Origin of the sequence: Mesorhizobium sp. B2-7-2 (assembly GCF_006440775.1) — a bacterium.
GTDB lineage: Bacteria > Pseudomonadota > Alphaproteobacteria > Rhizobiales > Rhizobiaceae > Mesorhizobium.
In genome coordinates, this window is record NZ_VFTZ01000002.1 from 43,496 (window position 1) to 70,279 (window position 26,784).

Genomic DNA, 26,784 nt, shown 5'->3' on the forward strand with positions numbered 1-26,784 from the left:
TTCTATGGCGGAGCAAGAGCGAAGCGACGCGGCGCAGACCATGGAATCCATGCCGTGACTTGGAAGCGCCGCCACGGTGCGGAATTTTGCTCCGTTGCACGCCTTGGCGAAGGTAACGGCATGGATTCCAGGGTCTTCGCGACGGAACTTCGCTCCTGCTCCGCCCTGGAATGACGAAGAGCGGCTCAGACGCGCGCCATGCAGACGGCGGTATGGCCCGAACCGATGAAGCCCAGCTGGCCGGCGGCGCCGCGGGAGAGATCGAGCATGCGTCCCTTCACGAACGGACCGCGATCGTTGATGCGCACGACGACGCTGCGGCCGTTGTTCTTGTTGGTGACCCGAAGCTTGGTGCCGAAGGGCAAGGAGCGATGGGCTGCAGTCAGTGCCGCGGGGTTCATGCGTTCCCCTGAGGCGGTTCTGGAATGCAGCGCATACCAGGAAGCGCGGCCGCACTGCGCGGCGGCGGAGGAGGCGGATGAGGCGCCGGCCATCAGGCCAGCCGCGATCGTTACCGCGACAAGCGCAGTCTGGTTGGTTTTCTTCATGCTTTGGGGATGGCTCCGTTAGAGATACGCCCCGCCGATATGTGCCGAATGAGGCGGGAAATGCGGCATTGATCTGGCAGTTCCATGGCGGCAGCACACGTTTGGAGTCGCCGCGAAACAGTTTGTCATGATATTCACAGCCCCGTTAAGGCGTATTCTCAATGAATATCGGGCCGGCATACGGGACATTCTGGGCAAGATCGGCCCACAAGATTTGAAGTACTGAGGGACGGAACTGCTTCGGTTCCTCAACGTCTTTTATTGTGTCCCCATTGCCGTTCAGGATCGACTTCCGGAGAGGGTCCAGCCGATGCGATTGATCAGGTTTGTGCTGGCGCTGATTGTGCTAGGGCTGGGTGCGCTGTGGTCGCTGCAAGGCCTCGGTCTCATCAAGGGCAGTTTCATGACCGGGCAGACGCAATGGCTCTATATCGGCCTCGTCACCATGCTGGTCGGCGTGGTCGGCCTCCGCTGGGCGACCCGCTCGCGCACATGACCTTGCCGGTCGGGGCGGAGACGGCTGGCGAAAGAGTCTGCGACCCGACCATTGCGACCAGTGCTGCTAGGCCCAGTAGAAGCTCCCGTCGCGCGGCGGCAGGCGGTCGCGTTCGCCGGCAAGCAGCACCCTTGCGCGTTGGCTGAGCGTCTCTTCTGTCGTCATTCTGAGGTCTACGCTCTGCTTCGCGTCGCTCCGCCCTGGATGACGAAGGAGTGCAAGGCGCCGGGTGCCGATCGAACAAGAAATCCGCCTGTCATCCCATCTGAGCAAATCCATGCTTCATAAGATGGCCGAATTGGAACCCGGGTTTCGTGCTTGGCACGGTTAGTATAGTAATCTTATCAACATTGGGAGGTGAGAGAACGATGCGCGACCCTCTGAAGACCGTTCTGGCGATCGTTCGTGGCTTGCGGCTGAGGCCGCCCGCGGCGTTCGCCCCGCGCTGATCGCTCCGTCACGTTTCGGCTAGCGGTCATGGTTGGACGCGGCAACTCCATCATCATTGTCGGCGGCGGCGCAAGCGGCGTCGTGCTGGCCGCGCATCTGTTGAAGTCGCCCAATCCGGACCTGCGCGTCACGCTGATCGAGAAGCGGCCGCATTTCGGCCAGGGCATGGCTTACTCGACGCTGCTTTCGGCGCATGTGCTCAACGTCAACGCCTCCGGCATGAGCGCCTATGCCGACGACCCGACCCATTTCGCGCGCTGGGTGCTGGAACGCGGCCTCGCCAGACCGGACCAGGGACCGTTCTATGCGCCGCGCAGCCTCTATGCCCGCTATCTGCAGGATGTGCTCGAGGGCTTGGAGGAACGTGAGCGGGACACCGGTCGTCTGCGGTTGATCCGCGAGGAGAGCCTGTCGACCGCGCCGACCTCGTCGGGCGTCGAAGTCGCACTCGCCAACGGCACCAGCGTCGTCGCGCATCTTGCCGTCCTGGCCACCGGTCACGACGAGCAGCCCGGCGCCTTCCAGGGTCATGCCGTCCGGATGGGGACGGAGGCCGACACCGCGCTCGATCCTGAAGCCCAGGTGCTGCTGCTCGGCACCGGCCTGAGCATGGTCGACGCTTTCCTGTCGCTGGAGCAGCGCGGCCATCGCGGTTCGATCGTCGCGGTGTCGCGGCGCGGCCTGCTGCCGTCGCCGCACCGCAAGGGCAATCCGATCAAGCTCGATATCGCCGATATTCCGCTCGGCACCCAGCTTTCCTATTTCGTCGGCTGGTTCCGCAACCTGATCCGCGAGACCCAGAAAGCCGGCGGCGACTGGCGCGACGTCGTCGATGGTCTCAGACCCTTCAACCAGACGATCTGGCAGAATTGGCCGTCCTCGGCCAAACGCCGCTTCGTCGAGCACACCAAGGCCTGGTGGGACATCCACCGCCACCGCATGGCGCCGGAAGTCTATGCGCGCGTCACCGAGGCGGTCGCCTCAGGCCGCATCCGTCTCGTCGCCGGTAGGGTGGTAGACATAGAACCGAACGGCGGCTTTATCGTGAAGATCCAGCCGCGCGGCACGCAGGACGTCGAGACCCTGGACGTCGTCCGCCTCTATGATTGCATGGGCATTGTCCGCGACATTTCGCGGACGTCGAACGGTGTCGTGCGGTCGCTGGTCGAGCGCGGCCTGGCGCGTCCCGATCCGCTGCGCCTCGGCCTCGATGTCACCGCGAAATGCGAGCTGATCGCGGCCGACGGCACGGTGTCGTCGAAGCTGCTCGCCATCGGACCGTTGACGCGCGGCACCTTCTTCGAGATCGACGCCATTCCCGACATCCGCGTGCAATGCGCGAAGCTGGGCAAGCAACTGCTCGGATAAGGCTCTAGCCGCCAAGCGCCTCGATGACGACGCGGGCGGTTTCGGCGCCGGAAAAATTCTGCTGCCCGGTGATCAGGTTGCCGTCGCGCACGGCAAAGCCGCGCCACAACCCGGCCTGGATATAATTGGCGCCGATCGCCTTGAGCTCGTCCTCGATCCGCCACGGCATCAAATGCTTGCCGCGTTCGAGCGCCCCCATTGCCCAGGTGGCGTTGTCGGCGAAATCCTCCTCGAGATTGGCAAAGCCGGTCACCGTCTTGCCTGCGGCAAGCAGCGATCCGTCGGCGCGCCTGGCATAGCGCAGGATGGCGGTGCCGTGGCAGAGCGCGGCGGCCACCTTGCCGGCCTCGTGGAAAGCGACGAAGGTTTGCTGGAGACCGGTCGCGCGTTCATAGGTGAACATCGGCGACTGGCCGCCGGCGACGACGATGGCGTCGAAGCGAGCGACATCGATCTCGGCCACCGGCCGTGTGTCGTCGACCAGCGCCTGGAGCTTCGGGTTCGAAATGAAACCGAGCGAGATGAGATCGGTCTCCGAATAGCCCGACGGATCGCGCGGGTCGCTCAGCGCATCGGCTTCGCACTTGCCGCCGTCGGGCGAAAAGATCTCGACCTCGTAGCCGCGCTCGGTGAAGGCGAACCAGGGATGGGTGAGCTCGCTCCACCAGAAGCCGACCGGCCACCCCGTTGTGGTGGAGACGGCCGGATTTGCGATCACGATCGCCACCCGCTTCGGCTTTCGTGCATTGACCGGATTGGGGTCCCGAACACTCATTTTGCTCTCCCTTTTATGAAGTCGTCGCCGACAAAGCCGGGCTCGGCAATCTGGCCATATGGCGGGGTAAATTCCGCTTTTGCCGCGCGCGGCCCTTGCCTAGGATCGGCGCATGACACAACGCGGTAGACTCTATGGCTGCCCGGTCGAGTTCGCGCTCGACGCGCTCGGCGGCAAATGGAAGACGGTGATCATCGCGCGGATCAAGCAAGGACCGCTGCGCTATTCCGAACTGCGCCGGCTGATTCCTTCGCTTTCCGACAAGATGCTGACGCAGCGCCTGGCCGATCTTGTCGAGATCGGCTTCGTCACGCTCGAAACCTCGCCGGATGGCAAGGCGCGCTACGCGCTGACCGAGCGCGGCCGCGACCTCGCAGCGGCGCTGCAGGCACTCTACGACTGGGGCATCCTGCATGGCCGCGCCGAGGGCGTGCGCTTCCGCACCGACATCGAAGCAGCGGCCTAGCGCAATTCCAGGAAAATGCGTAGCGGTTAGGCTCGGCGACTTCGCCGTAGCCTTCCGTCCGCAATTGCGTAGAAACAAGGCCTCTGGCCTGAGATCAAGCGGCATCGGCAAGCGCGCCGCAGAAGCCCGCGACATCGGTGACGACGGCTTCGCCAAGAAAGCGCAGCGTCGCCATCGAGCGGTCGCGCGCTTCGCTGTTGCCGAAGCCGCAGGCGTCCTCGATCACGACGGCGACGAAACCGTTGTCGGTCGCCTGGCGCGCGGTCGGCTCGATGCCGATCTCCATGGCGATGCCGGCGAGCGCCACCGCGCGAACGCCGCAGTCACGCAGCGCAAAGCCGAGCGAGGTGGAATCGAAGGCCGACATGGTCAGCTTGTCGAACACCGCCTCGTCCGCGCGCGGGGCGAGTTCCGGCACGATCCGCGTCGCTTCGGCATCGCGCAGGAACCATGGCTGGACCGCGTCGGGGCTATCGCGCCGCTGCCAGGCCATGGCGGTGCGCAGCTGCGTGGCGCCCATCCATTTTTTCGGCAGCGACAAATGACGCGTGAATGCCACCCGCATGCCGGCCGAGCGCGCCGCTTCCAATGCCGTGCCGGTGCGTTCGACGATCGCCGCGGCGCCTTCGACCTGGCGGCAGATGCCGACCTGCATGTCGTAGACGATCAGCGCCATGCGGCGCGGATCGCACCATTCGGCCAGGCGCTGCGGAATCTCGATGCCTTCGCCAGAGCGGATCATGCCGCCGTCCGATCCCAGGGTTTGGCGATATCGACTGTTGGGTCGAACAGGAATTCCAGCGGCAGCGGCGCGTCGAAAGCGATGAAATGCCATTCCAGCAGCCCGGCTTTGGAGAGCGGGAAATCATCGGTATAGCGCATGGCCTGCTCGACGCTGTCGAGCTCGAAAACGATGATGACGCCGCCGACATCGGCGCGTGCATAGTTCTCGCGCACGATGCCTTGCTTCCACAGCCGCCATACATTCGAGACCTCGTCGCGCAGATAGGGCCTGAGATCGTCAAGCGTGACGCCGGGCTTGAAATTGTCATAGGCAAGAATCTTCATCGGCCGCTCCTTGGCACGCGCTGTTCGTCCCGCGCTTCGTTCGGCTAGCATGATGGAAAAGGCATCGGCAACGAACGACATGGTGCGTTGAACAAGCCCTCAAGCTGGGCCTCCGTGTCGCTTTATTGAGGCAAAATGCGGCCGGTCATTGCCGGCATGGAGGAACGAGAATGACCATCGAAAGGTTGAACCCGCAAGGCATGCACAGCAACCCCGCCTATTCGCAAGGCGTGTCGCTGCCTGCTTCCGCGCGCATCGTGCTGGTCGGAGGGCAGAACGGCGTCGATGCCGAAGGCAACATCGTCGGCAAGGGCGACCTCGCTGCGCAGACGACGCAGGCGCTGGCCAATCTGGCCAAGGTTCTGCAAGCTGGCGGAGCGACGCTGGAGAATCTCGTCAGCCTGTCGGTCTATATCGTTGGCGACCAGGATATCGCTCCGGGCTTTGGCGCCTGGATGGCGTTCTGGGCCAACCGTGCTCCGCCGCCCATCATCAAGGCGCTGCGTGTTGTCGGCCTCGGCAATCCGGACTTCCTGATCGAGATCGAGGGCCAGGCGGCGATTGCGTAGACTCCCGCTTGAAGGGACACACTACGCGGCCGTGAAATTCCATTCCTCCACTCGCCGCTGGATTGGCACGATCTATCTTCTTTCCTGATGAAAAGGGCTGGACAAGACAGGGCGCGCGATCCGCGAAACCGGAATGGATTCCCGCGGCCCACGCGCGGGATTGCCGACATCCGCCTCGAACTGCTTCGATGGAGCACTCAAGATGAGCGAGCAGACAAAAGCGGCGCCGAAGGGCGCGCACATCAACCTGTCGAGATTGCGTCCGCCTTACGCTTCGGTGCTCGACCTGATCGGCCAGACGCCGGTCGTCGAGCTGACCAAATTCGACACCGGCAAATGCCGCCTGTTCATCAAGCTCGAAAGCCAGAATCCTGGCGGCTCGATCAAGGACCGCATCGCGCTCTCGATGATCGCGGCGGCGGAGAAGGAGGGACGCCTGAAGCGCGGTGGCACCATCGTCGAGGCGACCGCCGGCAACACCGGCCTCGGCCTCGCCCAGGTCGGCATCCCGAAAGGCTACCGCATCGTCCTCGTCGTGCCCGACAAGATGTCGCGCGAGAAGATCCAGCATCTGCGCGCTTTGGGCGCCGAGGTGCGCATGACCCGCTCCGATGTCGGCAAGGGCCATCCCGAATACTACCAGGACATGGCCGAGAAGATCGCCGCCGAGCTGCCCGGCGCTTTCTATGCCAACCAGTTTGCCAACCCGGCCAACCCGCTGGCGCATGAGACCACCACCGGCCCGGAAATCTTTGCGCAGCTCGATGGCGATGTCGACGCGGTAGTGGTCGGCGTCGGCTCCGGCGGCACGCTCACCGGCCTCGGCCGCTTTTTTGCGAAACACTCGCCCAAGACCGAGATGGTGCTCGCCGACCCGGTCGGCTCGGTGCTGGCGCCGCTGATCAAGACCGGCAAGATGGAGGAGGCCGGCAGCTGGACGGTCGAAGGCATCGGCGAGGATTTCGTGCCGCCCAATGCCGATCTGTCGCTGGTGAAAAAGGCCTATTCGATTCCCGACAAGCAGAGCATGCTGGCGGTGCGCGATCTGTTGTCCAGGGAAGGCATCCTGGCTGGCTCGTCCTCCGGCACGCTGCTGTCGGCAGCGCTTCGCTACTGTCGCGAGCAGACGTCGCCAAAACGCGTCGTCACCTTGGTCTGCGACAGCGGCAACAAGTATCTGTCGAAAGTCTTCGACGATATCTGGCTGGCCGAGCAGGGCCTTGCCGACCAGGAACAGCATGGCGATTTGCGCGACCTGGTCATGCGCTCGCCGCGCACCGGCGACATTGTGACCGTTGGCCCGGAGGAAACCCTGCTCAACGCCTATGGCCGCATGCGCCGCTCCGACGTTTCGCAGCTGCCGGTGCTGGACGAAGGCAGGCTGGTCGGCATCGTCGACGAGAGCGATATTTTAGCCAAGGTCGATGGACCCTATGACGGCCGCTGGGACCGTTTCAACGCGCCGGTGCGCACGGCCATGACCTCCAACCTGCACACGCTGCAGGCCAATCAGACGCTCGACGCGCTGCTGCCTGTCTTCGACCGCAACGAGGTCGCCATCGTCTTCGATGGCGAAGAGTTCATCGGCCTGATAACTCGTATAGACCTGATCAACCATCTGAGGCGCCGCGCAACATGACTTCGAACGGCAAGAACCGCCTGGCCTTTTCCACCCGCGCCATCCATGGCGGCCAGAGCCACGATCCGCTGACCGGCGCCGTGATGGTGCCGATCTACGCCACCTCCACCTACGGCCAGCAGTCGCCCGGCGTGCACAAGGGTTTTGAATACGCCCGCAGCCAGAACCCGACGCGCTTCGCCTTCGAGCGTGCCGTGGCCGACCTCGAAAGCGGCTCGGCCGCCTTCGCCTTTGCCTCCGGCCTGGCGGCGATCGGCACGGTGCTCGAGCTCCTCGATGCCGGCGCCCATATCGTCGCCACCGACGACATCTATGGCGGTTCGTTCCGCTTGATGGAGCGGGTGCGCAAGCGCTCCGCCGGCCTTGAGGTGAGTTTTGCCGACTTCACCGACCTCGCCGCGATCGAGGCGGCGATCCGCCCGGACACGAAGCTGCTCTGGGTCGAGACGCCGACCAACCCGCTGCTGCGCATCGTCGACCTCGAAGCGATCGCCGCGCTTGCTAGGTGCAAGGGGCTGCTCACCGTCGCCGACAACACCTTCTGCAGCCCCTATATCCAGCGCCCGCTGGAGCTCGGCATCGACATCGTCGTGCACTCGACGACGAAATATCTCAATGGCCATTCCGACATGGTCGGCGGCGTGGCGGTCGTCGGCGATAACAAGGACCTCGCCGCCCAGCTGAAATTCCTGCAGAACGCCATCGGCGCCATTTCCGGCCCGTTCGACAGTTTTCTGGCGCTGCGCGGTATAAAAACCCTGGCGCTCAGGATGGAGCGTCACTCGTCCAACGGCCTGAAAATAGCGCAATGGCTGGAAACGCGAAAAGATGTCCGCCGGGTCATCTATCCCGGCCTCGCCAGCCACCCGCAGCATTCCATCGCCGTCCAGCAGATGCACGCCTTCGGCGGCATGATCTCGGTCGACCTCGACCGCGACCTGGCGGGAACAAAACGCTTCCTCGAACGCACCCAGCTCTTCACTTTGGCCGAAAGCCTGGGCGGCGTCGAAAGCCTGATCGAGCACCCGGCGCTGATGACGCACGGATCGATCCCGGCGGAAAAGCGTGGGGCGATAGGCATCACCGATTCGCTGGTGCGGCTGTCGTGTGGGATCGAGGACGGCGATGATCTGATCGCGGATCTCGAGCAGGCGTTGCAGACCTGAGAACTCGCAGATACCACGTCATCGTGGTAATCCTTCGCGCCCCCTCTGGCCTGCCAGCCTTGTCCTTCGTCATTCTAGGGCGGAGCAAGGAGCGAAGCGACGCGCGCAGACCCTAGAATCCATGCCGTGACGGTTGAGAGCCGCCACGGTTTAGAACGGTTCACCAGCCGATCCCGCGAAACAGCTCGAACCATTCCGGATTGGTCTTCTCGATCAGCTCGATCTTCCACCGGCGTGGCCAACGTTTCAATGACGTCTCACGCTGGATGGCATCGGCGATGTCGAAGTATTCCTCGTACCAGACCAGACGCTGCACACCGTAGCGGCTGGTGAAGCTGGAGCCTTGGCCAGTCTTGTGCTCCGGCATCCGGCGAGCAAGGTCGTTGGTGACACCGATATAGATCGTGCCGCCTTTCTGGCTTGCGGTCATGTAGACGTAGCCTGTCATGTGGGGATCTTAGCTGGCGCCATTACCACCCGCTATTCTGGACCGTTGCATTCTATGGCCAATGTCACGGCATGGATTCTAGGGTCTGCGCGCGTCGCTTCGCTCCTTGCTCCGCCCTAGAATGACGAAGCGCCATTTGCGATCGTCCTGCCCGCGAGAGACGCGCTGTCCCGCTGACCTCTCGGTATGTGTGCCATTGCACGCCGCCATCCACGCTCTAAACTGCCCCCAACTGCGATCTCCGGAGGCGCCATGCGCGTGGTCGTGTTGGGTGGCGGCGTGGTCGGCGTCACCACGGCCTATCAGCTGCAGAAGGACGGGCACCAGGTCGTCATCCTCGAGCGCCAGCAACAGGTCGCTGCGGAGACCAGCTGGGGCAATGCCGGCATGATCGCGCCGGGGCATTCTTTTGTCTGGTCGTCGCCCAAGGCGCCGATGATCCTCTTGAAATCGCTGGTGCTGAAAGACCAGGCGCTGCGCTTCAGGCTTTCGGCCGATCCGCGGCTCTACAGCTGGTCGTGGCTGTTCCTGATGGAATGCACGGCCGGGAAGGCCAGGCGCAACACGCTACTCAAGCATCGGCTGGCGGTCTATTCGCAATCGGTCCTGCACGAGGTCGTCGCCGACGAGGCGATCGACTACGACCGCAATGATCGCGGCATCCTTTATTTCTATCGCAGCCAGCAGGCGCTCGACAAAGGCGTCGAGCATATGAAGCTGCTCGAATCCGACGGCCAGCTGATCAAGGTGCTCGACTGCGACGCCATCGTCGCCCTCGATCCGTCGTTGGCTTCCGCCAAGGAAAAAATCGCCGGCGGCATCCATTGCCCGACCGACGAGACCGGCGATCCGGCGAAATTCACCCGGGCGTTGGCCGCGAAGGTGGCCGAGCGCGGTGGCGAGATCCGCACCGGCACGACCATCACCGGCATCGAGACGTCCGGCGACGATGTCTCCCGGGTGCTGACCGACAAGGGAAGCATCAAGGGCGATGCCTATGTGCTGGCGCTCGGCTCCTACAGCCCGCTGATCGCGAGCACCGTCGGCATCAGCCTGCCGATCTATCCGATCAAGGGCTATTCGCTGACCATTCCGATCGGCAACCGTCCGGCGCCGCCCACCATCGCCGCGATCGACGAGCACAATCTGGTCGCCGTGTCGCGCTTCGGCGATCGGCTGCGCGTCACCGCTACGGCCGAGTTCGCCGGCTACGACACCAGCCACAAACCGGCCGATTTCGCCTTCATGAAAGGGGTGACCGAGGAGCTCTATCCCGAAGGCGCCGATTACGACCGCGCCGAGATGTGGGCGGGCCTGCGGCCGATGACGCCCAACAATCTGCCCGAATTCGGCCGGCGCCGCCTCAGCAACCTCTACCTCAACACCGGGCACGGCCATATCGGCTGGACCATGTCGCATGGTTCGGCCCGCATCACTGCCGACCTGATCGCCGGCCGCAAGCCGGCGATCTCGATGGACGGAATTTTGAACTGAGAGCATGATCCCGGAGGGGATCGACCAGGAAAGGGAATGCCATGTCTGTCAGCGCGGCCGCTACCCGCCCTCAATCGCCAGGGCCGATCGATTTGGGCGTCCTTCCGTCGGAGATCGACGGCGGCCTCGCCTCGCGCGCGGCGATCGGGCTCGCGATCCTCGCCACCGACCAGACGCTGGAGCATGAGTTCCGCGCCCTGATCCGCATTCCGGGCGTCGCCTTCTACGAGGCCCGCCTCTTCAACGACAACGACATCACGCCCGATACTTTGCGCGCCATCGGCCCGCGCATCGCGCCCACCGTCGACCTCATCCTGCCCAGCATCCCGCTCGATGTCGTCGGCTTCGGCTGCACCTCGGCCACCATGACGCTCGGCGAGGACGCCGTCTTCGCCGAGATCCGCAAGGCGCGGCCGGGCGTCGCCTGCACCACCCCGGTCACCGGCGCTTTGGCCGCCTTCAAGGCGCTCGGCGCCAGGGGCATCGGCCTGCTCACGCCCTATGCGCCGGAGATCAACCAGGGCCTGGTCCGCTACTTCACCGGCCGCGGCCTCGACATATCAGCCGTCGCCACTTTCGACCGGCGCGACGACCGCGAGGCGGCCCGCATCTCGCTGGCCTCGATCGAGGCGGCGGCCGAGCGCATGGCCGCCGTGCCGGGCGTGGAAGCGATCTTCATCTCCTGCACCAGCCTGCGCGTCGCCGAAGCGGTCGCCGAGCTGGAGCGGCGCATCGGCATTCCCGTCACCTCCTCCAACCACGCCATGGCCTGGCACTGCCTGCGGCTTGCCGGCATCGATGACGTCGTGCCGGCCGGCGGACGGTTGTTTGCGCTACCGTAGCGGCCGGAATGGGACTGGCGCTGCCGCCCGCCCACTTGAGGGTGGCTACCCGCTCACCTTGAAGAAATCCACGAACGCCCTGAGCGCCGGCCGCATCTGCCGGCGGCTCGGATAATAGACGAAGAAGCCGTCGAAGGACGGGCACCAGTCCTCCAGCACGCGGATCAACCTGCCCTCGGCGAGCGGCGCCTTGACATAATCCTCGAAGACGAAGGCAAGCCCGGCGCCGTCGACTGCCGCTTGGGCGATAAGATGGTCCTCGTCGAGGATCAGCGGTCCTTCCACCGCGATCTCGATTTCCTCGCCGTTCTTCTCGAACTCCCAGCGGTAGAGGATGCCGCTGGAGAAACGGAAGCGGATGCAACGATGGCCTGCGAGATCGCGCGGATGACCGGGCTTCGGCATGGAAGCGAAATAGGACGGCGCGGCGACCGCCGCGCCGCGGATGTCGGGCCCGATGCGCACCGCGATCATGTCGCGCTGCAGGCTTTCGCCGAGCCTGACGCCTGCGTCGAAGCCGCCTTCGACCACATCGGTGAAGCGATCCTCGATGACGATCTCCAGCACGATGTCGGGATAGGCGGCGGCGAAGGCGCCGAGCCGCGGCGTCAACACCAGATGCGCAGCGGTGCGCGGCACGCTGAGCCTGAGATTGCCGGCCGGCCGGTCGCGCGCCTCGACCGCCGTTTCCAGCGCGAGGTCGATCTCGGACAGGGCCGGGCGCAGCCGTTCCAGAAGCTGCGCGCCTTCCTCGGTCGGCGCGACGCTGCGCGTGCTGCGCGCCAGCAGCCGCACGCCGAGCCGTGCTTCCAGGCTCGACACCGCATGGCTGACCGCGGAAGGCGCGATGCCGAGTTCGCGGGCGGCGCCGCGGAAGCTGGCACATTGGGCAACCGCGGCCAGCACGGCGAGTTGCGAGAGGTTCGTCCGATTCATCGTTCTATTTTATAGAGCAACCCGTACAAAAGAGAAAGAATTATCGAACGCATTGCGAGGCGCTATCTCTCCCCCATCGCAACAAGGAGATGCGCCATGAAAACCCGCAAACTTGGAACTGAACTCGAAGTCTTCCCCGTCGGCCTCGGCTGCATGGGCATGAGCTTCGGCTATGGCGGCCAGCCGGAGGCGGAAGCGATCGCCACGCTGCGCCGCGCCGTCGAGATCGGCGTGACCTTCTTCGATACGGCCGAAGTCTATGGTCCATACGAGAACGAGATCCTGCTCGGCAAGGCGCTGAAGCCGGTGCGCGACAAGGTAACGATCGCCACCAAATTCGGCTTCAAGATTTCCGAGCACGGCGAGGGCACCGACCGCATGATCGGCGTCGACAGCCGCCCCGAGCACGTCAAGGCGGTGGCCGAAGCCTCGCTCAAGCGGCTCGATACAGACGTGATCGACCTCTATTACCAGCACCGCGTCGACCCCAACGTGCCGATCGAGGATACGGTCGGCGCCATGGCGGACCTGGTGCGCGAAGGCAAGGTCCGGGCGCTGGGCCTGTCGGAGGTGAGCGGCACGACGCTGCGCCGGGCGCATGCCGTGCACCCGATCGCCGCGGTGCAGAGCGAATATTCGCTGTGGAGCCGCGATCCCGAGGATGAGGTGTTCGACGCCTGCCGCGAGCTCGGCATCGGCTTCGTCCCCTACAGCCCGCTCGGCCGCGGCCTGCTCACCGGCGCGATCGCCAAGCCGGACGCACTCGGCGCCGGCGACTGGCGCCTCACCTTGCCGCGCTTCAAGGCCGAGGCGATGGAAGCCAACAACGCCGTCATCGCAGTGCTGGAGAAGATGGCGGCGCAGAAGGGCGTGACAGCGGCGCAGCTGGCGCTCGCCTGGGTGCTGCACCAGGGCGATTTCATCGTCCCGATCCCCGGCGCAAGGAAGATACGCCACCTTGAGCAGAACACGGCGGCGGCGAATATCGAGCTGAGCGCGGCCGAGGTCGCGGCGATCGGTGACGCGCTGTCGCCCGACAAGGTGGTCGGCAAGCGCTACACGGAGGAACTGCTGGCGCTGGTGAATGGGTGATAGTTGAAAGGGGCGCTTCGGCGCCCCCTTGAAGGGTCGGCGCGAGGCCCCCTCTCTGTCCTGCCGGACATCTCCCCCTCAAGGGGGGAGATTGGCAGCTTGGGCGCCTGCGCCCTTCCTGCCTCGATTATTAGCGAAAGCGGACGCGACATCGATCTCCCCCCTTGAGGGGGAGATGGCCGGCAGGCCAGAGAGGGGGGCCTCGCGCCGCCGTATCTTATCCCTGCACCCCTACCAAGCCACCACACTAATCTCCGGCCAATACTCCTGCGCCCTTCTCCCCTTCGCTTCGTGCGTCCGCTGATTATCCGGCCCCCGGTTCGGCGTGATGCGAAACGAAAAAAGATCGTCGAGCCCGAACGGTGCCACCAGCTCCAAGGCTCCGTCGGCGCCGTACCGCACCCCCACCGCATGCGTCTTCGACGCAAAATAGCTCACCGACTGGCTCGCGCTGGCATAGCGCGGGCACTCCTGCCCGAACTTTGCCGGATACCATAGATGCACCCGCGCCTGATTGCGCACCTCGACCGGCAGCGCCAACCCAGCGAAATGCTCTGCTGCCCGGCGGATCACGGCATCCTCGGCCTCGTAGGACAAGTCGGCGTCGTCGAAGTAGAACAGGTCGACATCTTTGATGCCGTAGCCCGGCGGCTTGCCGGTCAGATGGTTCCAGACGCTGTTGTAGAGCGCGCCGGAAACCACCAGCCAATCCGGTAGCGCGAGTTGGCGCACACGCGCCAGCGTCTCATCCAGCAGCGGATCGGCCGCGATGATGGCCAGGAAGGCAGCGCGCTGTTCCTCGAAGGGAAGGCCGGAATAGCGGAGATAGTGCATCGCCCTTTGGAGAGCGATTCGCCATCGCTGCGCAATGCCTTACGCCCTCAGCACGCCGCCGGTCTGCTTGTTGACGTTCTCGACGATGCGTTTTGCGAGCGCCTCGAAATCCTCGTCGGTCAGCGTCTTTTCGACCGGCTGGATCGAGACCTCGATGGCAATCGACTTCTTGGCCGCCCCCAGCGAAGCGCCTTCGAACACGTCGAACACCGAAACGCCGGTGACCAGCTTCTTGTCGGCGGCCAAAGCCGCCCGTACCAGCGTGCCGGCCTCGACCGTCTTGTCGACGACGAAGGCGAAGTCGCGCTTCACCGCCTGGAAGGGCGAGAGCTCGAGCTTCGGCTTGGTGCGCGTCGGCTTGGCCTTCGGCTCCGGCACGGCGTCGACGAAAACCTCGAAGCCGCAGATCGGACCTGACGCGTCCACGCCGTCCAGCGTCCTCGGATGGAACTCGCCGAACGTGCCGAGCACCGTCTTGGGGCCGAGCTTGATCGTGCCCGAGCGCCCGGGATGATACCAGGCTGGGCCGCCGGGCTCGATCTGCAGCCGGTCGACCGGCGCGCCGCAGGCTTCGAGCGCGGCGATCGCGTCCGCCTTGGCGTCGAACACCCCGACCGGCCCGGCATTGCCGGACCAGCTGCGGCCCGAGCCGTCGAGCTTGGCCGTGCCGCGCCGCACGCCGGCGGCGACGCGCCGCTGCTGGTCGGCGCCATCGCCCTCATAGGTGCCCGAGACTTCGAACAGCGCCACATCGCCGATGCCGCGGTCGGCATTGCGCTGCGCGGCCGCGATCAGCCCCGGCAGCAGCGACGGCCGCATGTCGGACATGTCTGCGGCGATCGGGTTGGCGAGCTTGAGCGCCGTCTGGCCGCCGCCGAACAGCTCGGCGTGTCTTGCGGGGATGAACGACCAAGTGACGGCCTCCATCATGCCGCGCACGGCGAGCGCGCGCTTGGCGGCGCGGGTACGCACCTGCAGCGTGGTCAGGATCTTGCCGTTGACCGCGTCATGCGAGGTAAGCGGCTGGGCCAAGATGTTGTCGACGCCATGGATGCGCATCACCTCCTCGACCAGGTCGGCCTTGCCGTCGACATCCGGCCGCCAGGACGGCACCTCCACCTTGACGACGTCGCTCAGTCCTTTCGGCTCGAAGCCGAGCCGGGTCAGGATGCCAAGGGCTTCCTCTCTCGGCACCTCGATGCCGGTCAGCCGTTTCACTTCCGACAGCGGGAAGGAGACGATCTTCGGCTTGTGGCCGGCATAGCCGGCAACCTCGATTTCAGAAGGCGTGCCGCCGCAGAAATCGAGCACCAGCTTGATTGCCAGCTCGACGCCCGGCACCATGAACTCGGGATCGACGCCGCGCTCGAAGCGGTAGCGCGCGTCGGTGATGATGCCGAGCGCGCGGCCGGTGCGGGCCGTGGCGATCGGATCCCAGAGCGCCGATTCGACCAGCACGTCGGTGGTGTTCTCGTCGCAGCCCGAATGCTCGCCGCCCATGATGCCGGCGATCGATTCCACGCCATTGTCGTCGGCGATCACGCACATTTCCGGCGTCAGCGTGTATTCGCGGCCGTCCAGCGCCAGCACCTTCTCGCCGTCCTTGGCGCGCCGCACCACGAGGTTGCCGGCGACCTTGGCGGCATCGAAGACATGCAGAGGCCGCCCGCGGTCGAAGGTGACATAGTTGGTGATGTCGACCAGCGCGCTGATCGGCCTGAGCCCGATGGCGATCAGCCGCTGCTGCAGCCATTTCGGCGACGGGCCGTTCTTGACGCCCTTCACCAGCGTCAGCGCGAAGCCGGGGCAGAGCTCGGGCGCCTCGATCGTGACCTTGACCGGGCACAGGCCTTCGCCGGCATGCGGCATGATCCCGCCGCCGGTGAGCCGGCCAAGCCCGCTCGCCGCGAGGTCGCGCGCGATGCCGTAGACGCTGGTCGCATCCGGGCGGTTCGGCGTCAGATTGATCTCGATGACCGGATCGTCGAGATGCGCGTAGGCGGCGAAGCTGGTGCCGACCGGCGCATCCTCAGGCAAATCGATGATCCCGTTATGCTCGTCTGAGATTTCCAGCTCGCGCTCCGAGCACATCATGCCGTGGCTTTCGACGCCGCGGATCTTGCCCACCGAGAGCGTCACGTCGATGCCGGGAACATAGGTGCCCGGCGCCGCGAAAGCGCCGATCAGGCCCGCGCGGGCATTGGGCGCGCCACATACGACTTGAACAGGCGGCTTGCCGTCGCCGGTGTCGACGGTCAGCACGCGCAGCCGGTCCGCATCGGGATGCTGCACGGCGGTCAGCACCTTGGCGATGACGAAGGGTTTAAGGCCGGCCTTGTCGTCGACATGCTCGACTTCAAGGCCGATCGCCGTCAGCCGCTCGACGATCTCGGCAAGCGAGGCGTCGGTCTCGAGATGGTCCTTGAGCCAGGAGAGGGTGAATTTCATGCTTCTGTTCCGTTCGGTCCTTGCCCATCAGGTCTGGGCACGCTGGTCTTCAGCTCGCGCGGCAGCGCGTCGGGCATGTGCAGGAAGGGCAGTTGCTCGCGCACATGCGCATGCACGGTCGGCCTGAAATAGGCCGGCATGTCCATGGCGCCGAGCATGAAATAGATCTGGTTGTCGAGCCGCTGATCGAGATAGGCGATCGGCGAGCCGCAGATGCCGCAGAACGTGCGCTCCACCGGGCCGTTGCGATAGCTTTTCAGCGATTTGCCGTTGAGCGCGACCTGATCGGCCATGAAGCCGACAAAGGCAGACACCGGCGCGCCGCTGGCGCGCCGGCAATCGCCGCAATGGCAATAGCTGATGTGGTGCGGCTCGGCCGAGGCCTCGAACCGCACCGCGCCGCAGCGACAGCCCCCGGTGTGGAGTGCGGTCATGTCGACAGCCCCCCGAACAGCGTCGGCAGGTCGAGCGGCCGGAAGCCGTAATGCGACAGCCAGCGCACGTCGGCGTCGAAGAAGGCGCGCAGGTCCGGCATGCCGTATTTCAGCATGGCGATGCGGTCGATGCCCATGCCCCAGGCAAAGCCCTGATATTCGTCGGGATCGAGCCCGCCGGCGCGCAGCACGTTGGGATGCACCATGCCGCAGCCCAGTATCTCCATCCAGTCCGAGCCTTCGCCGAAGCGCACTTCACCCGGACGCGAGCGGTCGCACTGGATGTCGACCTCGAGACTGGGCTCGGTGAACGGGAAGAAGGACGGACGAAAGCGCATCTTGACCGACGGCACTTCGAAGAAGGCCTTGCAGAACTCCTCCAGCACCCACTTCATGTTGGCGACATTGGCTGATTTGTCGACCACCAGCCCCTCGACCTGATGGAACATCGGCGAGTGCGTAGCGTCCGAATCCTGCCGGTAGGTCTTGCCGGGGATGACGATGCGGATCGGCGGCTTCTGCTTCTCCATGGTGCGGATCTGCACGGGCGAGGTGTGCGTGCGCAACAGCTTGCGCTCACCCTTCTCGTCCGGCTGGAAGAAGAAGGTGTCGTGCATCTCGCGCGCCGGATGTCCCTCAGGAAAATTCAGCGCCGTGAAATTGTAATAGTCGGTCTCGATATCCGGGCCTTCGGCGATGGCGAAGCCGAGGTCGCCGAAGATCGCCGCGATCTCGTCGACCACCTGGCTGATCGGATGGATGCGGCCGCGCTCGGCCGGCGACTGGCGAACGGGAAGCGTGACATCGACCTTCTCAGCCGCGAGCCGGGCCGCGATCGCCACATCCTTCAGTTCCGCCTTGCGCTGGGTGAGCGCTTCGGTGACGCGGTTCTTCAGGCCGTTGATCGCCGGCCCCTTCACCTGGCGCTCCTCGGCGCTCATCGCGCCCAGCGTCTTCAGCATTTCGGAGACCGAACCTTTCTTGCCCAGCGCAGAGACGCGCACCGCCTCGATCGCGGCCTCGTCCGCCGCCGCCGCGATTTCGGCGAGCAACGAGCCTTCCAGGGCTTCAAGATTTCCAGCAGTGGCGTTCACGGCGAAGCTCTCTCGGTCGGGCGACTGCCACCATTTCGGTTTCGTCGTCGCCATTTTTGGTTACATCAGACATAAGAAAAACCCGCGCCAGCCGTGCCAGCGCGGGTTCCCCAAATCAGAATTGCGTATGCTTGGGAAGCGCTGGCTTAGGCGACAGCGCTCTCAAAAGCATTCGGCGTGGTGTTCTTCAGATATTCGAGCGCGACCTTGGCCTTGGCGACCAGCGCGGCAAAAGCCTGCGGCTCGTGGATGGCCATGTCCGAAAGGACCTTGCGATCGATTTCGATGCCGGCCTTGTTGAGGCCGTCGATGAAACGGCCATAGGTCAGGCCATGCTCGTGGGTCGCGGCGTTGATGCGCTGGATCCACAGCGCGCGGAACGAGCGCTTGCGGTTCTTGCGGTCGCGGTAGGCGTATTGCAGCGACTTCTCCAGCGCCTGCTTGGCGATGCGAATGGTGTTCTTGCGGCGGCCGTAGAAGCCCTTGGCGGCCTTCAAGACCTTCTTGTGCTTGGCGTGGGCGGTAACGCCTCTCTTTACGCGTGCCATGTCATGATCTCCTTAAACGCTGTCCAGACCGAAATGCTCAGAGGCCGTTCGGCAGAAAATTCTTGATGACCTTCTTGCCGTCCGGTTCAGCCAGAACCATCGTGCCGCGGGCATCGCGAATGAACTTGTTGGAACGCTTGATCATGCCGTGGCGCTTGCCGGCGGCAGCCGACAGCACCTTGCCGGTGGCAGTAATCTTGAACCGCTTCTTGGCGGCCGATTTGGTCTTCATCTTGGGCATTTTGCTACTCCGTATTGGTGGCGCACCATCGCGCTTCTTGTCTCGCTTCGGGCCGACCAAAGCCCGAAAAGCAAATGAAACCGCCACGGCATGCCCTGCCGGGCGGTTTTCTTGGAACGGCGGTCCTATAGATCAAAGATGGCCGGCGTGCAACACCTCAACTAACGCGCCGTTCCGTTTGCCGATCCGCCGGTAGGGTGGCCGAGATTCAGGTCAGGCCGAGCCGAGAACGGCGAATTCCGAGAACCGGAGCGGAGCGTACGTTCAAGTACGTGAGCACCGGAAGCGTAGGAAGCGCTGTTCGCAGGCCGGCCTCACCTGAATATCGGCCACCCTAAGGCAGCGTGAACCACACCGGCAGCATCCCCGACTGCTGCATGCCATCGATCAACTCAAAGGCGGGCAGCGCCACCAGGAACACCAGGCCGTCGAGCAGCGTGTTCAAGAGCAGGCGCGGCCTGAAGCTGCCGGTATCGCCTTCCTGGTAGAGCGCAAGGTTCGGGAAGAAGCGCGGCACCTTGGCCAGATAGCCCTGGTAGGGCGCGCCGAGCAGTTCCTTCAGGTAACGCTCCTCGCGCAGGATGACGATGTGGAAGGCGCCGGCGCACAGAAGCGAAAACAGGATTATGCCGCTGAACGAGCCGATCTGCGCGCCGACGCCGGCGGCAGCCAAGGTCGAGAACAGATAGAGCGGGTTGCGGGTGATCGAATAGGGGCCGCCGGTGACCACCTCGGCCGATTTGCGCCCGCCGATATAGAGCGTCGACCACAGCCGCCCGACAATGCCGAGCAAGATCAAGAGCACGCCGAACATCTCGATCGACTCATGCATCAAGGTCTCGGGTGGGAAGCTCGATTGGCCGAACAGCAATGCGCAGAACAGCACTACGATCAGTACCGCCAGCACGATCCGGCGCATGTGCTGATAGCCGCCAAGGCTTTCTGTTTGCCCCGCGGGCTCGGACTTCGCTTCATCGGTCATGACCAAACCCGATCGTCGATTTGCTCGCGATCGGCTACCCGATCGTCGAGTTTGAGAGCGATCGGATAGAAAACAGGCGCCCCGCCGATCGTCGGGACGCCTTGCACCCTAATTTTGGCGGGATTTAGCGCGGCGCCAGAACCATCATCATCTGACGGCCTTCGAGCTTCGGCTCCGCCTCGACCTTGGCGATCGTCGCAACTTCCTCGCGCACCTTGTTCAGAAGCTGCATGCCGAGCTCCATATGCGCCATCTCGCGGCCGCGGAAGCGCAGCGTCAGCTTGACCTTGTCGCCTTCCTCGAAGAAGCGCCGCACGGCCTTCATCTTGGTCTCGTAGTCATGGCTGTCGATGTTCGGGCGCATCTTGATCTCCTTGATCTCGATGACCTTCTGGTTCTTGCGCGCTTCGGCCGCCTTCTTCTGGTTGGCGTATTTCAGCTTGCCGAGATCGAGGATCTTGACGACGGGCGGCACCGCGTTGGGCGATATCTCGACGAGATCGAGCCCGGCCTCTTCGGCCAGCAGCAACGCGTCGTTGATGGAAACATCGCCTCGGTTCTGGCCGTCGGCGTCGATAAGCTGGACCCGGGGCACCCGGATGTCTCGGTTGGAGCGCGGCCCGTCCTTGGTGGGTGCCGCTGCTTTGAAAGGTCTGCGAATGGTCGTGGTCTCCTCGGCCGTTTCGTTCTGGGTTCTTTAGACAAAAGTAGGTGGACGCGCCTATGTGGGGAGCGCGGGGCGTGAGTCAATAGCATAGCCGCGCCGCAAAATCACCTGCTGCCTGGTAATTGTCTGCACCAAGCAAAGAAACGCCGCGAGCACTTTTCGTTGAACCACCGCCTGTGCCAAAAGACCGGCGGGAAGGACAAGCTCATGGCCGCCAGCGCTCCGGTTTTCATCGATGTGGACGGGTCGGGCATCGCCGTCAGGCAGATGCCGGGCGCGACGCCCGGCGTGGTCTGGCTCGGCGGCTACAAGTCCGACATGCAGGGCACGAAGGCGCAGACGCTTGCCGCCTGGGCCGCGAGCGAAGGCCGCGCCTGTCTGCGCCACGACTATTCCGGCCATGGCGAGTCGGGCGGCGAATTCGCCGACGGTACGATCTCGAAGTGGTTGGCCGAGAGCCTCGCCGTCTTTCGCCGGTTCAGCAAGGGCAAGCAGGTATTGGTCGGCTCCTCGATGGGGGCGTGGATCGCCTTGCGCATGGCGCAGGAATTGCGCAAGGCGGGCGACACGAGGATTGCCGGCCTGGTGCTGCTCGCCCCGGCGCCTGATTTCACCGTCGAGCTGATCGAGCCGGTGCTGACCGACGCGCAGCGGCAGGATCTGAAGGAAAAAGGCTTCTTCGCCGAGCCGTCCGACTATTCGGACGAGCCCTATATCTACACGCGCGCGTTGATCGAGGACGGCCGCGCCAACCGGGTGATGACCGGGCCGATCGACACCCATTGCCCGGTGCACATCCTGCAGGGCCTGGCCGACCCGGACGTGCCGTCCGGCCATGCCTTGAAGCTCGCATCCATGCTGCCGGCCGACGATGTGACGCTGTCGCTGATCCCGGACGGCGACCATCGCCTGTCCCGCCCCGAGGATCTCGACATGCTCAAGCGGGCCGTAGGCGACATGGTCAAGCGGGCGGCCGGATAATGCGCATCTCCATCCCGATATCCGCCTTCGTCGCGGCGATCGTCGGCTTCGGCGGCACGCTGGCCCTGGTCATCGCCGCCGCCAAGGCGGTCGGCGCCACGCAGATCGAGACTGCGAGCGGCGTGACCGCGATCTGCCTGGCCATGGTCGTTGAATGTCTGTGGCTCTCCTGGCGCACCAAGATGCCGGTCATCACCGCCTGGTCGACGCCCGGCCTGGCGCTGATCGCGGCCTCCAGCGGGTTTACGATGCCGCAGGCCGTCGGCGCCTTCATGGTCACCGGCGTCCTTCTGGTCGCCACCGGCCTGTTCAAGCCGTTGACCAGGCTGATCGCGAAAATCCCGGCCTCGGTCGCGTCCGGCATGCTGGCCGGCATCCTTGTCAGCTTCGCCGTCAATGCGGTGAAAGCTATTCCCGCCGACCCTTGGCTGATCCTGCCGCTGATCGCCGCCTTCTTCATCATCCGCCTGTTCAATCCGGCTCTATCGGTGCTGGTGGTGCTGATCGGCGGCGGCCTCGCCGCTTTCCTCACCGGCCGCGTCGGCAACCTGCCGGCGCCGGAACTGTCGACATTGACATTAATTGCGCCGCAATTCACCGCATCGGCGATCATCGGCCTTGCCCTGCCGCTCTATCTCGTCACCATGGCCTCGCAGAACCTTTCCGGTCTCGCGGTGCTGCGCGCCGCGGGCTACCATCCGGAGCCCGGTCCGCTGATCGGCGTCACCGGTCTATTTTCGCTGCTCTCGGCGCCGTTCGGCGCCGCGACCACCAATCTCGCGGCGATCTCGGCCGCTATCTGCACCGGCCCCGATGTCCATCCCGACCCGGCCGAACGTTGGAAGACCGGGCCGTTCTACGCGCTCGCCTATCTCATCTTCGCGATCTTCGGCGCCTCGCTGGTGGCGATCTTCGCCGTCCTGCCGCAAAGCCTGATCGTGCTGGTCGCGGGGCTCGCCTTGACGGCGCCCTTGGCCAACGCGCTGTCGATCGCGCTGAAGGACGAGGCCGAACGCATGCCGGCCACCGTCACCTTCGCCGCGACGGCTTCGGGGCTCACGCTCTTCGGCGTCGGCGCCGCATTTTGGGGGCTCGTCGCCGGAATGGCGGTGCTTTTCCTCGAGAAGCTCAAAAAGCGATAATCATTTCAGATGCTTCGCCGGTTTTGGCGGGGTTTGCCTTGAATCGCCGATTTCGCCTTCCCATTTCGATTCCACGCAGCCGGTTTGGCTGTCTCCAATGGAAGGATTGGGAGAAAATGAACACAAGTGCATTGATCCGTCCGGCCTGGACGCCGGCCACCATCGCGCTGATGGTCATCGGCTTCATGGTGTTCTGGCCGCTCGGCTTGGCCATGCTCGCCTACATCATCTGGGGCGATCGGTTGGAAGGCTTCAAGCGCGACGTCAACCGCACCACAGACGGCATCTTCGCCGGTTGCCGTCGTCGCTCCGAGAAGGCGGCCCGCTGGGGCCACGGCTCGGCCCGCACCGGCAACGTCGCCTTCGACGATTGGCGCGAGAAGGAGCTGGAGCGCCTCGCCGAGGAGCGCCGCAAGCTCGACGAGATGCTCTCCGAGTTCGACGAGTACGCCCGCGAACTGCGCCGAGCCAAGGACCAGGAAGAGTTCGACCGCTTCATGGCCAACCGCAACAAGTCGACCGCGCCAACCTCGACCGGCTCGAACGAGAAGGCGGGTCCGGAGGGTGGTAAAGGTACCAACCTGCTCGACGACTGAGATCCGGCGACACGTCTCGGTATGATATGCGGCGTCGCGTTTAGCGGCGCCGTTTCTTTTTTGTTCCCTATGTAGCTTCCCTCCACTGGCCGTTTTTTTCGAATCGCGTATCGTCCAGCCATGACCCTCGGCTTCCTTCGCAATCTGACCAAGCCAAAGCCCACGCCTGTCGTCGAGCGCGAGCATTGCGTCGCCGGCCGCACGCTGCCGCTCAAGATCGTTGAGAGCGCCAGGGCCCGGCGGCTCACGCTGCGCATCGATTCCGGCGGCCAGGGCCTGCGCGTCACGGTGCCGCCCGGCCTGCGCCGCGGCGAGGTCGAGAAATTCCTCGACCGCCACCAGGACTGGCTGGAGCAGCGGCTGGCCAAGGTGCCGACGAGGCCGCAGGTTCGCCCCGGCATCCGGATCCCGATCCGCGGCGTGCCGCACCGCATCGTGCACGAGCCCTCGAGGCGCGGCACCGTCACCGTCGCGCGCGACGATCGCGGCCCGCTCTTGATCGTCCATGGCGAGCGCATCCATTTGCCGCGCCGCATCGGCGATTACCTCAAGCGCGAGGCCAAGAAGGAAATCGAGAGGCTGGTGATCAAGCACACCGAGACGATCGGCAAGCGTGCCAAAGCGATAAGGTATAAGGATACCTCCAGCCGCTGGGGGTCATGCACCTCGGAGGGCAATCTCTCCTTCTCGTGGCGCATCATGATGGCGCCGCCGGCGGTGATTAACTACCTTGTGGCGCATGAGGTGGCGCATCTCAAGGAGATGAACCACGGCCCGAAATTCTGGAAGCTGTGCGAAAAACTCTGCCCGGATACCGACCGCTGCAAGGATTGGCTGAAGCGCAACGGCGGGGCGCTGCAGGCGATTGTGTTTGAGTAGGGTGGCTAGCGAGCGGGGCGCCGCCGCTAGCCGAGCAACGCTGGAGATTAGCCGAGTCATCTCAGCGTCGTCATTCTAGGGCGGAGCAAGGAGCGAAGCGACGCGCGCAGACCCTAGAATCCATGCCGTGACGCGTGAGCGCCGCAACGGTCCAAAAGTCGCTTTGCATTGAGGTAGGCGTCTCGGAAAGGCATTTTATTCTCGACCGCGGCACTATTCGGCCGGCGTAACGGAATGGATCCTAGGGTCTGCGCGCCGCTTCGCGTCGCTCCGCCCTAGGATGACGACCGCGCGGTTTCCTCGCCGGCGAAAGCCCTCAATCATCATTCGCCGCGTTCAGCTCTTCCGGCCGCAGCCCTTCCTCGGTATGCGGCCACGGCAGAAAATCCCGGTCGAAGGCATCGCTTCCGAAATATTCCAGCGCGCGGTGCGCCTCGGCGCCGTTGAAGGCGGCTTTGTCCATAAGATGCACGATCACCTCGCGCGCCTGCGCGATCTTCTGCTTGAGTTCGGCGACGGTCCGGTCGGCCATGATTATCCTGCTCCCGCCTGTGGTTTCTATATGAACGTAGTGTTTTCCGCAGAACCGGCAACAGCATGCTTTTTCTCGACTCTTTAGCCGTTTCGTGCCAAGCCCGCGCCATGACGCTCGACATCAAGATCTGCGGATTGAAGACCGACGCCGCGATGGCCGCCGCGCTTGCCGGCGGCGCCAGCCATGTCGGCTTTATTTTCTTCGCCAAGAGCCCGCGCTATGTCGAGCCCGCCGAGGCCGGCCGTTTGCGCCAAGCGGCACGCGGCAAGGCCCTGGCGGCAGCCGTCAGCGTCGACGCCGATGATGCCTTTCTCGACGAGATCGTCGCGAAAATGCAGCCCGATATGCTGCAATTGCATGGTTCGGAAACGCCTGAGCGCGTTACCGAGATCAAGGCGCGTTACGGCCTGCCGGTGATGAAGGCGCTGCCCATCAGCGAGGCGGCGGATATCGATCGCATAAAACCCTTTATCGGCATCGCCGATCGCTTCCTCCTGGATTCCAAGCCGCCGAAGGGCTCGCAACTGCCTGGCGGCAACGGCGTCGCCTTCGACTGGCGCATCCTTGCCGGCCTTGACGCCGGGCTCGAATACATGCTTTCCGGAGGGCTCAACGCCGCCAATATCGGCGATGCCCTGAGACAGGCCAATCCGCCCGGAATAGACGTTTCGTCCGGCGTGGAAAGCGCTCCGGGCGTCAAGGATCCGGCGCTGATCGAGCAGTTTTTCCGGGCCGCCAGGGCCGCGCGCGACGACCGCGCCGCCTGAATGCAATTCACATCAGGAGATCGGCGATGAACAAGCCGGCAATGCCCAATTCCTTCCGCACCGGACCCGACGAGCAGGGCATGTTCGGCATTTTCGGCGGCCGTTTCGTCGCCGAGACGCTGATGCCGCTGATCCTCGATCTCGAAGAGCAGTGGAACAAGGCCAAGACCGATCCGGAGTTCAAGGCCGAGCTGCAGAACCTGTCGACCCACTATGCCGGGCGGCCGTCGAAGCTTTATTTCGCCGAGGGCCTCACAAAGCATCTTCGTGAGGTTTCCTCGGCCAAGGGCCTTGGGGGCGGCGCAAAGGTTTATTTCAAGCGCGAGGACCTGAACCACACCGGCTCGCATAAGATCAACAATTGCCTCGGCCAGATCCTGCTCGCCAAGCGCATGGGCAAGAAGCGCATCATCGCCGAGACCGGCGCCGGCCAGCATGGCGTCGCCTCGGCCACCGTCGCGGCGCGCTTCGGTTACCCTTGCGTCGTCTACATGGGCGCCACCGACGTCGCCCGCCAGAGCCCCAACGTCTTCCGCATGAAGCTGCTCGGCGCCGAGGTGCGGCCGGTCACGGCCGGCCACGGCACGCTGAAGGACGCCATGAACGAGGCCTTGCGCGACTGGGTCACCAATGTCGAGGACACCTATTACCTGATCGGCACCGCCGCCGGCCCGCATCCCTATCCGGAGCTGGTGCGCGACTTCCAGTCGGTGATCGGCACGGAAGCCCGCTCCCAGATTCTGGAGCAGGAAGGCCGGCTGCCGGACGTGATCGTCGCCGCCGTCGGCGGCGGCTCCAACGCCATCGGCCTCTTCCATCCCTTCCTCGACGACAAGGATGTCCGCATCACCGGCATCGAGGCTGGCGGGCGCGGCCTCGACGGCGTCGAGCATTGCGCCTCGATGAATGCCGGCAAGCCCGGCGTGCTGCACGGCAACCGCACCTATCTGTTGCAGAACTCGGACGGCCAGATTCTCGACGGCCATTCGATCTCGGCCGGCCTCGACTATCCGGGCGTCGGTCCCGAGCATTCCTGGCTGCGTGATTCCGGTCGCGTCCAGTATGAGCCGATCCTGGACGACGAGGCGCTGGAAGCCTTCCAGCTCACCACTCGGGTCGAAGGCATCATCCCGGCGCTGGAATCGGCGCATGCCATCGCGCATGCGATGAAGATCGTGCCCACAATGGACAAGGACCAGATCGTCATCGTCAATCTGTCCGGCCGCGGCGACAAGGACGTGCACACTGTGGCCAACATGCTGGGCATGGAGATCTGACA

30 protein-coding genes are annotated in these 26,784 nt (G+C 64.5%); 15 read left to right on the plus strand and 15 right to left on the minus strand.

Annotation, left to right across the window (positions count from 1 at the left end):
- Window positions 1–185 precede the first annotated feature (185 nt).
- Window positions 186–548 carry a septal ring lytic transglycosylase RlpA family protein gene (locus FJ425_RS03000; RefSeq protein WP_140633521.1) on the minus strand — a complete coding sequence of 121 codons (363 nt, stop codon included), beginning with the start codon at window positions 546–548 and terminating at the stop codon, window positions 186–188.
- A 310-nt stretch (window positions 549–858) separates the two neighbouring features.
- On the opposite strand from FJ425_RS03000, the gene FJ425_RS03005 reads away from it, so the two are divergent.
- Window positions 859–1,044, plus strand: coding sequence for a hypothetical protein (locus tag FJ425_RS03005; RefSeq protein ID WP_140633524.1), 186 nt, complete (start codon window positions 859–861; stop codon window positions 1,042–1,044).
- 477 nt (window positions 1,045–1,521) lie between these two features.
- Window positions 1,522–2,862, plus strand: a complete 1,341-nt coding sequence (locus tag FJ425_RS03010) for an FAD/NAD(P)-binding protein (RefSeq protein ID WP_140633527.1) — start codon at window positions 1,522–1,524, stop codon at window positions 2,860–2,862.
- 4 nt (window positions 2,863–2,866) lie between these two features.
- On the opposite strand, the gene FJ425_RS03015 is transcribed toward FJ425_RS03010, so the two are convergent.
- Entirely contained in the window at window positions 2,867–3,637 is a 771-nt protein-coding gene (locus FJ425_RS03015) for a type 1 glutamine amidotransferase domain-containing protein (RefSeq protein WP_140633530.1), read from the minus strand.
- Window positions 3,638–3,749: 112 nt separating this feature from the next.
- On the opposite strand from FJ425_RS03015, the gene FJ425_RS03020 reads away from it, so the two are divergent.
- Window positions 3,750–4,103, plus strand: a complete 354-nt coding sequence (locus tag FJ425_RS03020) for a helix-turn-helix domain-containing protein (protein WP_140542967.1) — start codon at window positions 3,750–3,752, stop codon at window positions 4,101–4,103.
- Between the two features lie 94 nt (window positions 4,104–4,197).
- On the opposite strand, the gene FJ425_RS03025 is transcribed toward FJ425_RS03020, so the two are convergent.
- Together FJ425_RS03025 and FJ425_RS03030 are read right to left on the minus strand one after the other, a co-directional pair.
- Complete coding sequence (locus FJ425_RS03025; protein ID WP_140633534.1) at window positions 4,198–4,845, minus strand: cysteine hydrolase; 648 nt, start codon at window positions 4,843–4,845, stop codon at window positions 4,198–4,200.
- Window positions 4,842–5,171 (minus strand): hypothetical protein, encoded by a 330-nt coding sequence (locus FJ425_RS03030; protein ID WP_140542969.1) that lies wholly within the window; start codon window positions 5,169–5,171, stop codon window positions 4,842–4,844. Before FJ425_RS03030 ends, FJ425_RS03025 begins: the two co-directional genes overlap by 4 nt.
- Before the next feature lie 170 nt (window positions 5,172–5,341).
- On the opposite strand from FJ425_RS03030, the gene FJ425_RS03035 reads away from it, so the two are divergent.
- From FJ425_RS03035 to FJ425_RS03045, 3 genes are all read left to right on the plus strand, one after another.
- Window positions 5,342–5,740 (plus strand): RidA family protein, encoded by a 399-nt coding sequence (locus FJ425_RS03035; protein WP_140633537.1) that lies wholly within the window; start codon window positions 5,342–5,344, stop codon window positions 5,738–5,740.
- 202 nt (window positions 5,741–5,942) lie between these two features.
- Window positions 5,943–7,379: a pyridoxal-phosphate dependent enzyme gene (locus FJ425_RS03040; RefSeq protein ID WP_140633540.1), complete on the plus strand. Its 1,437-nt coding sequence runs from the start codon at window positions 5,943–5,945 to the stop codon at window positions 7,377–7,379.
- Window positions 7,376–8,545, plus strand: a complete 1,170-nt coding sequence (locus FJ425_RS03045; RefSeq protein WP_140633543.1) for a PLP-dependent aspartate aminotransferase family protein — start codon at window positions 7,376–7,378, stop codon at window positions 8,543–8,545. Before FJ425_RS03040 ends, FJ425_RS03045 begins: the two co-directional genes overlap by 4 nt.
- A gap of 160 nt (window positions 8,546–8,705) precedes the next feature.
- On the opposite strand, the gene FJ425_RS03050 is transcribed toward FJ425_RS03045, so the two are convergent.
- On the minus strand, window positions 8,706–8,993 hold the full coding sequence (locus FJ425_RS03050) for a GIY-YIG nuclease family protein (RefSeq protein ID WP_140721684.1): 288 nt from the start codon (window positions 8,991–8,993) through the stop codon (window positions 8,706–8,708).
- Window positions 8,994–9,245: 252 nt separating this feature from the next.
- Between FJ425_RS03050 and FJ425_RS03055 the strand changes: the two genes are divergently transcribed.
- Entirely contained in the window at window positions 9,246–10,487 is a 1,242-nt protein-coding gene (locus FJ425_RS03055) for a D-amino acid dehydrogenase (RefSeq protein ID WP_140633549.1), read from the plus strand.
- Window positions 10,488–10,528: 41 nt separating this feature from the next.
- Entirely contained in the window at window positions 10,529–11,329 is an 801-nt protein-coding gene (locus FJ425_RS03060; protein WP_140633552.1) for an aspartate/glutamate racemase family protein, read from the plus strand.
- Window positions 11,330–11,374: 45 nt separating this feature from the next.
- Here the strand turns inward: FJ425_RS03060 and FJ425_RS03065 are convergent, their stop codons facing one another.
- Entirely contained in the window at window positions 11,375–12,265 is an 891-nt protein-coding gene (locus FJ425_RS03065; RefSeq protein ID WP_140633555.1) for a LysR family transcriptional regulator, read from the minus strand.
- Window positions 12,266–12,361: 96 nt separating this feature from the next.
- On the opposite strand from FJ425_RS03065, the gene FJ425_RS03070 reads away from it, so the two are divergent.
- The gene (locus tag FJ425_RS03070) at window positions 12,362–13,357 is read left to right on the plus strand and encodes an aldo/keto reductase (protein WP_140633558.1); all 996 of its coding nucleotides are present in this window, start codon (window positions 12,362–12,364) and stop codon (window positions 13,355–13,357) included.
- Between the two features lie 231 nt (window positions 13,358–13,588).
- Here FJ425_RS03070 and FJ425_RS03080 read toward each other — a convergent pair whose 3' ends face one another.
- The 8 genes from FJ425_RS03080 to infC form a co-directional block, all read right to left on the minus strand.
- Window positions 13,589–14,191 (minus strand): nucleotidyltransferase family protein, encoded by a 603-nt coding sequence (locus FJ425_RS03080; RefSeq protein WP_140721687.1) that lies wholly within the window; start codon window positions 14,189–14,191, stop codon window positions 13,589–13,591.
- Window positions 14,192–14,230: 39 nt separating this feature from the next.
- Window positions 14,231–16,639 (minus strand): phenylalanine--tRNA ligase subunit beta, encoded by a 2,409-nt coding sequence (pheT, locus tag FJ425_RS03085; protein ID WP_140721690.1) that lies wholly within the window; start codon window positions 16,637–16,639, stop codon window positions 14,231–14,233.
- The gene (locus tag FJ425_RS03090) at window positions 16,636–17,073 is read right to left on the minus strand and encodes a GFA family protein (protein WP_140721693.1); all 438 of its coding nucleotides are present in this window, start codon (window positions 17,071–17,073) and stop codon (window positions 16,636–16,638) included. Before FJ425_RS03090 ends, pheT begins: the two co-directional genes overlap by 4 nt.
- On the minus strand, window positions 17,070–18,167 hold the full coding sequence (gene pheS / locus FJ425_RS03095; protein WP_140546769.1) for a phenylalanine--tRNA ligase subunit alpha: 1,098 nt from the start codon (window positions 18,165–18,167) through the stop codon (window positions 17,070–17,072). The genes FJ425_RS03090 and pheS overlap by 4 nt, the downstream gene beginning before the upstream one ends.
- 146 nt (window positions 18,168–18,313) lie before the next feature.
- Window positions 18,314–18,715 carry a 50S ribosomal protein L20 gene (gene rplT, locus FJ425_RS03100; RefSeq protein ID WP_140633570.1) on the minus strand — a complete coding sequence of 134 codons (402 nt, stop codon included), beginning with the start codon at window positions 18,713–18,715 and terminating at the stop codon, window positions 18,314–18,316.
- 37 nt (window positions 18,716–18,752) lie between these two features.
- Window positions 18,753–18,956 carry a 50S ribosomal protein L35 gene (gene rpmI / locus FJ425_RS03105; RefSeq protein ID WP_027166935.1) on the minus strand — a complete coding sequence of 68 codons (204 nt, stop codon included), beginning with the start codon at window positions 18,954–18,956 and terminating at the stop codon, window positions 18,753–18,755.
- A gap of 334 nt (window positions 18,957–19,290) precedes the next feature.
- Entirely contained in the window at window positions 19,291–19,938 is a 648-nt protein-coding gene (locus FJ425_RS03110; protein WP_140633573.1) for an isoprenylcysteine carboxylmethyltransferase family protein, read from the minus strand.
- A 124-nt stretch (window positions 19,939–20,062) separates the two neighbouring features.
- Window positions 20,063–20,599 (minus strand): translation initiation factor IF-3, encoded by a 537-nt coding sequence (infC, locus tag FJ425_RS03115; RefSeq protein ID WP_095767981.1) that lies wholly within the window; start codon window positions 20,597–20,599, stop codon window positions 20,063–20,065.
- 213 nt (window positions 20,600–20,812) lie between these two features.
- Here infC and FJ425_RS03120 point away from each other — a divergent pair, with 213 nt between their 5' ends.
- From FJ425_RS03120 to FJ425_RS03135, 4 genes are all read left to right on the plus strand, one after another.
- Complete coding sequence (locus FJ425_RS03120; RefSeq protein WP_140633576.1) at window positions 20,813–21,586, plus strand: alpha/beta hydrolase; 774 nt, start codon at window positions 20,813–20,815, stop codon at window positions 21,584–21,586.
- Entirely contained in the window at window positions 21,586–22,728 is a 1,143-nt protein-coding gene (locus FJ425_RS03125; protein WP_140633579.1) for a benzoate/H(+) symporter BenE family transporter, read from the plus strand. The genes FJ425_RS03120 and FJ425_RS03125 overlap by 1 nt, the downstream gene beginning before the upstream one ends.
- 116 nt (window positions 22,729–22,844) lie before the next feature.
- Entirely contained in the window at window positions 22,845–23,324 is a 480-nt protein-coding gene (locus FJ425_RS03130) for a DUF2852 domain-containing protein (RefSeq protein ID WP_140633582.1), read from the plus strand.
- Window positions 23,325–23,444: 120 nt separating this feature from the next.
- The gene (locus FJ425_RS03135; protein WP_095767984.1) at window positions 23,445–24,203 is read left to right on the plus strand and encodes a M48 family metallopeptidase; all 759 of its coding nucleotides are present in this window, start codon (window positions 23,445–23,447) and stop codon (window positions 24,201–24,203) included.
- Window positions 24,204–24,519: 316 nt separating this feature from the next.
- Here the strand turns inward: FJ425_RS03135 and FJ425_RS03140 are convergent, their stop codons facing one another.
- Complete coding sequence (locus FJ425_RS03140; protein ID WP_140633585.1) at window positions 24,520–24,735, minus strand: hypothetical protein; 216 nt, start codon at window positions 24,733–24,735, stop codon at window positions 24,520–24,522.
- 110 nt (window positions 24,736–24,845) lie between these two features.
- Here FJ425_RS03140 and FJ425_RS03145 point away from each other — a divergent pair, with 110 nt between their 5' ends.
- Together FJ425_RS03145 and trpB are read left to right on the plus strand one after the other, a co-directional pair.
- On the plus strand, window positions 24,846–25,505 hold the full coding sequence (locus FJ425_RS03145; RefSeq protein WP_140633803.1) for a phosphoribosylanthranilate isomerase: 660 nt from the start codon (window positions 24,846–24,848) through the stop codon (window positions 25,503–25,505).
- Between the two features lie 26 nt (window positions 25,506–25,531).
- Complete coding sequence (gene trpB / locus FJ425_RS03150) at window positions 25,532–26,782, plus strand: tryptophan synthase subunit beta (protein WP_140721696.1); 1,251 nt, start codon at window positions 25,532–25,534, stop codon at window positions 26,780–26,782.
- Window positions 26,783–26,784: the final 2 nt, after the last annotated feature.

Bases quoted from the DNA above. Each gene is read 5' to 3' on its own strand.
- FJ425_RS03015 (WP_140633530.1), bottom strand. From the start codon at position 3,637: ATGAGTGTTCGGGACCCCAATCCGGTCAATGCACGAAAGCCGAAGCGG.
- FJ425_RS03135 (WP_095767984.1), top strand. From the start codon at position 23,445: ATGACCCTCGGCTTCCTTCGCAATCTGACCAAGCCAAAGCCCACGCCT.
- FJ425_RS03065 (WP_140633555.1), bottom strand. From the start codon at position 12,265: ATGAATCGGACGAACCTCTCGCAACTCGCCGTGCTGGCCGCGGTTGCC.
- FJ425_RS03055 (WP_140633549.1), top strand. From the start codon at position 9,246: ATGCGCGTGGTCGTGTTGGGTGGCGGCGTGGTCGGCGTCACCACGGCC.
- FJ425_RS03145 (WP_140633803.1), top strand. From the start codon at position 24,846: ATGACGCTCGACATCAAGATCTGCGGATTGAAGACCGACGCCGCGATG.
- FJ425_RS03010 (WP_140633527.1), top strand. From the start codon at position 1,522: ATGGTTGGACGCGGCAACTCCATCATCATTGTCGGCGGCGGCGCAAGC.
- FJ425_RS03090 (WP_140721693.1), bottom strand. From the start codon at position 17,073: ATGACCGCACTCCACACCGGGGGCTGTCGCTGCGGCGCGGTGCGGTTC.
- rplT (WP_140633570.1), bottom strand. From the start codon at position 18,715: ATGGCACGCGTAAAGAGAGGCGTTACCGCCCACGCCAAGCACAAGAAG.
- FJ425_RS03025 (WP_140633534.1), bottom strand. From the start codon at position 4,845: ATGATCCGCTCTGGCGAAGGCATCGAGATTCCGCAGCGCCTGGCCGAA.
- FJ425_RS03120 (WP_140633576.1), top strand. From the start codon at position 20,813: ATGGCCGCCAGCGCTCCGGTTTTCATCGATGTGGACGGGTCGGGCATC.
- FJ425_RS03140 (WP_140633585.1), bottom strand. From the start codon at position 24,735: ATGGCCGACCGGACCGTCGCCGAACTCAAGCAGAAGATCGCGCAGGCG.
- FJ425_RS03040 (WP_140633540.1), top strand. From the start codon at position 5,943: ATGAGCGAGCAGACAAAAGCGGCGCCGAAGGGCGCGCACATCAACCTG.
- FJ425_RS03030 (WP_140542969.1), bottom strand. From the start codon at position 5,171: ATGAAGATTCTTGCCTATGACAATTTCAAGCCCGGCGTCACGCTTGAC.
- rpmI (WP_027166935.1), bottom strand. From the start codon at position 18,956: ATGCCCAAGATGAAGACCAAATCGGCCGCCAAGAAGCGGTTCAAGATT.
- FJ425_RS03035 (WP_140633537.1), top strand. From the start codon at position 5,342: ATGACCATCGAAAGGTTGAACCCGCAAGGCATGCACAGCAACCCCGCC.
- FJ425_RS03080 (WP_140721687.1), bottom strand. From the start codon at position 14,191: ATGCACTATCTCCGCTATTCCGGCCTTCCCTTCGAGGAACAGCGCGCT.
- FJ425_RS03000 (WP_140633521.1), bottom strand. From the start codon at position 548: ATGAAGAAAACCAACCAGACTGCGCTTGTCGCGGTAACGATCGCGGCT.
- pheT (WP_140721690.1), bottom strand. From the start codon at position 16,639: ATGAAATTCACCCTCTCCTGGCTCAAGGACCATCTCGAGACCGACGCC.
- FJ425_RS03110 (WP_140633573.1), bottom strand. From the start codon at position 19,938: ATGACCGATGAAGCGAAGTCCGAGCCCGCGGGGCAAACAGAAAGCCTT.
- trpB (WP_140721696.1), top strand. From the start codon at position 25,532: ATGAACAAGCCGGCAATGCCCAATTCCTTCCGCACCGGACCCGACGAG.
- FJ425_RS03005 (WP_140633524.1), top strand. From the start codon at position 859: ATGCGATTGATCAGGTTTGTGCTGGCGCTGATTGTGCTAGGGCTGGGT.
- FJ425_RS03060 (WP_140633552.1), top strand. From the start codon at position 10,529: ATGTCTGTCAGCGCGGCCGCTACCCGCCCTCAATCGCCAGGGCCGATC.
- FJ425_RS03050 (WP_140721684.1), bottom strand. From the start codon at position 8,993: ATGACAGGCTACGTCTACATGACCGCAAGCCAGAAAGGCGGCACGATC.
- FJ425_RS03070 (WP_140633558.1), top strand. From the start codon at position 12,362: ATGAAAACCCGCAAACTTGGAACTGAACTCGAAGTCTTCCCCGTCGGC.
- FJ425_RS03130 (WP_140633582.1), top strand. From the start codon at position 22,845: ATGAACACAAGTGCATTGATCCGTCCGGCCTGGACGCCGGCCACCATC.
- FJ425_RS03020 (WP_140542967.1), top strand. From the start codon at position 3,750: ATGACACAACGCGGTAGACTCTATGGCTGCCCGGTCGAGTTCGCGCTC.
- FJ425_RS03045 (WP_140633543.1), top strand. From the start codon at position 7,376: ATGACTTCGAACGGCAAGAACCGCCTGGCCTTTTCCACCCGCGCCATC.
- FJ425_RS03125 (WP_140633579.1), top strand. From the start codon at position 21,586: ATGCGCATCTCCATCCCGATATCCGCCTTCGTCGCGGCGATCGTCGGC.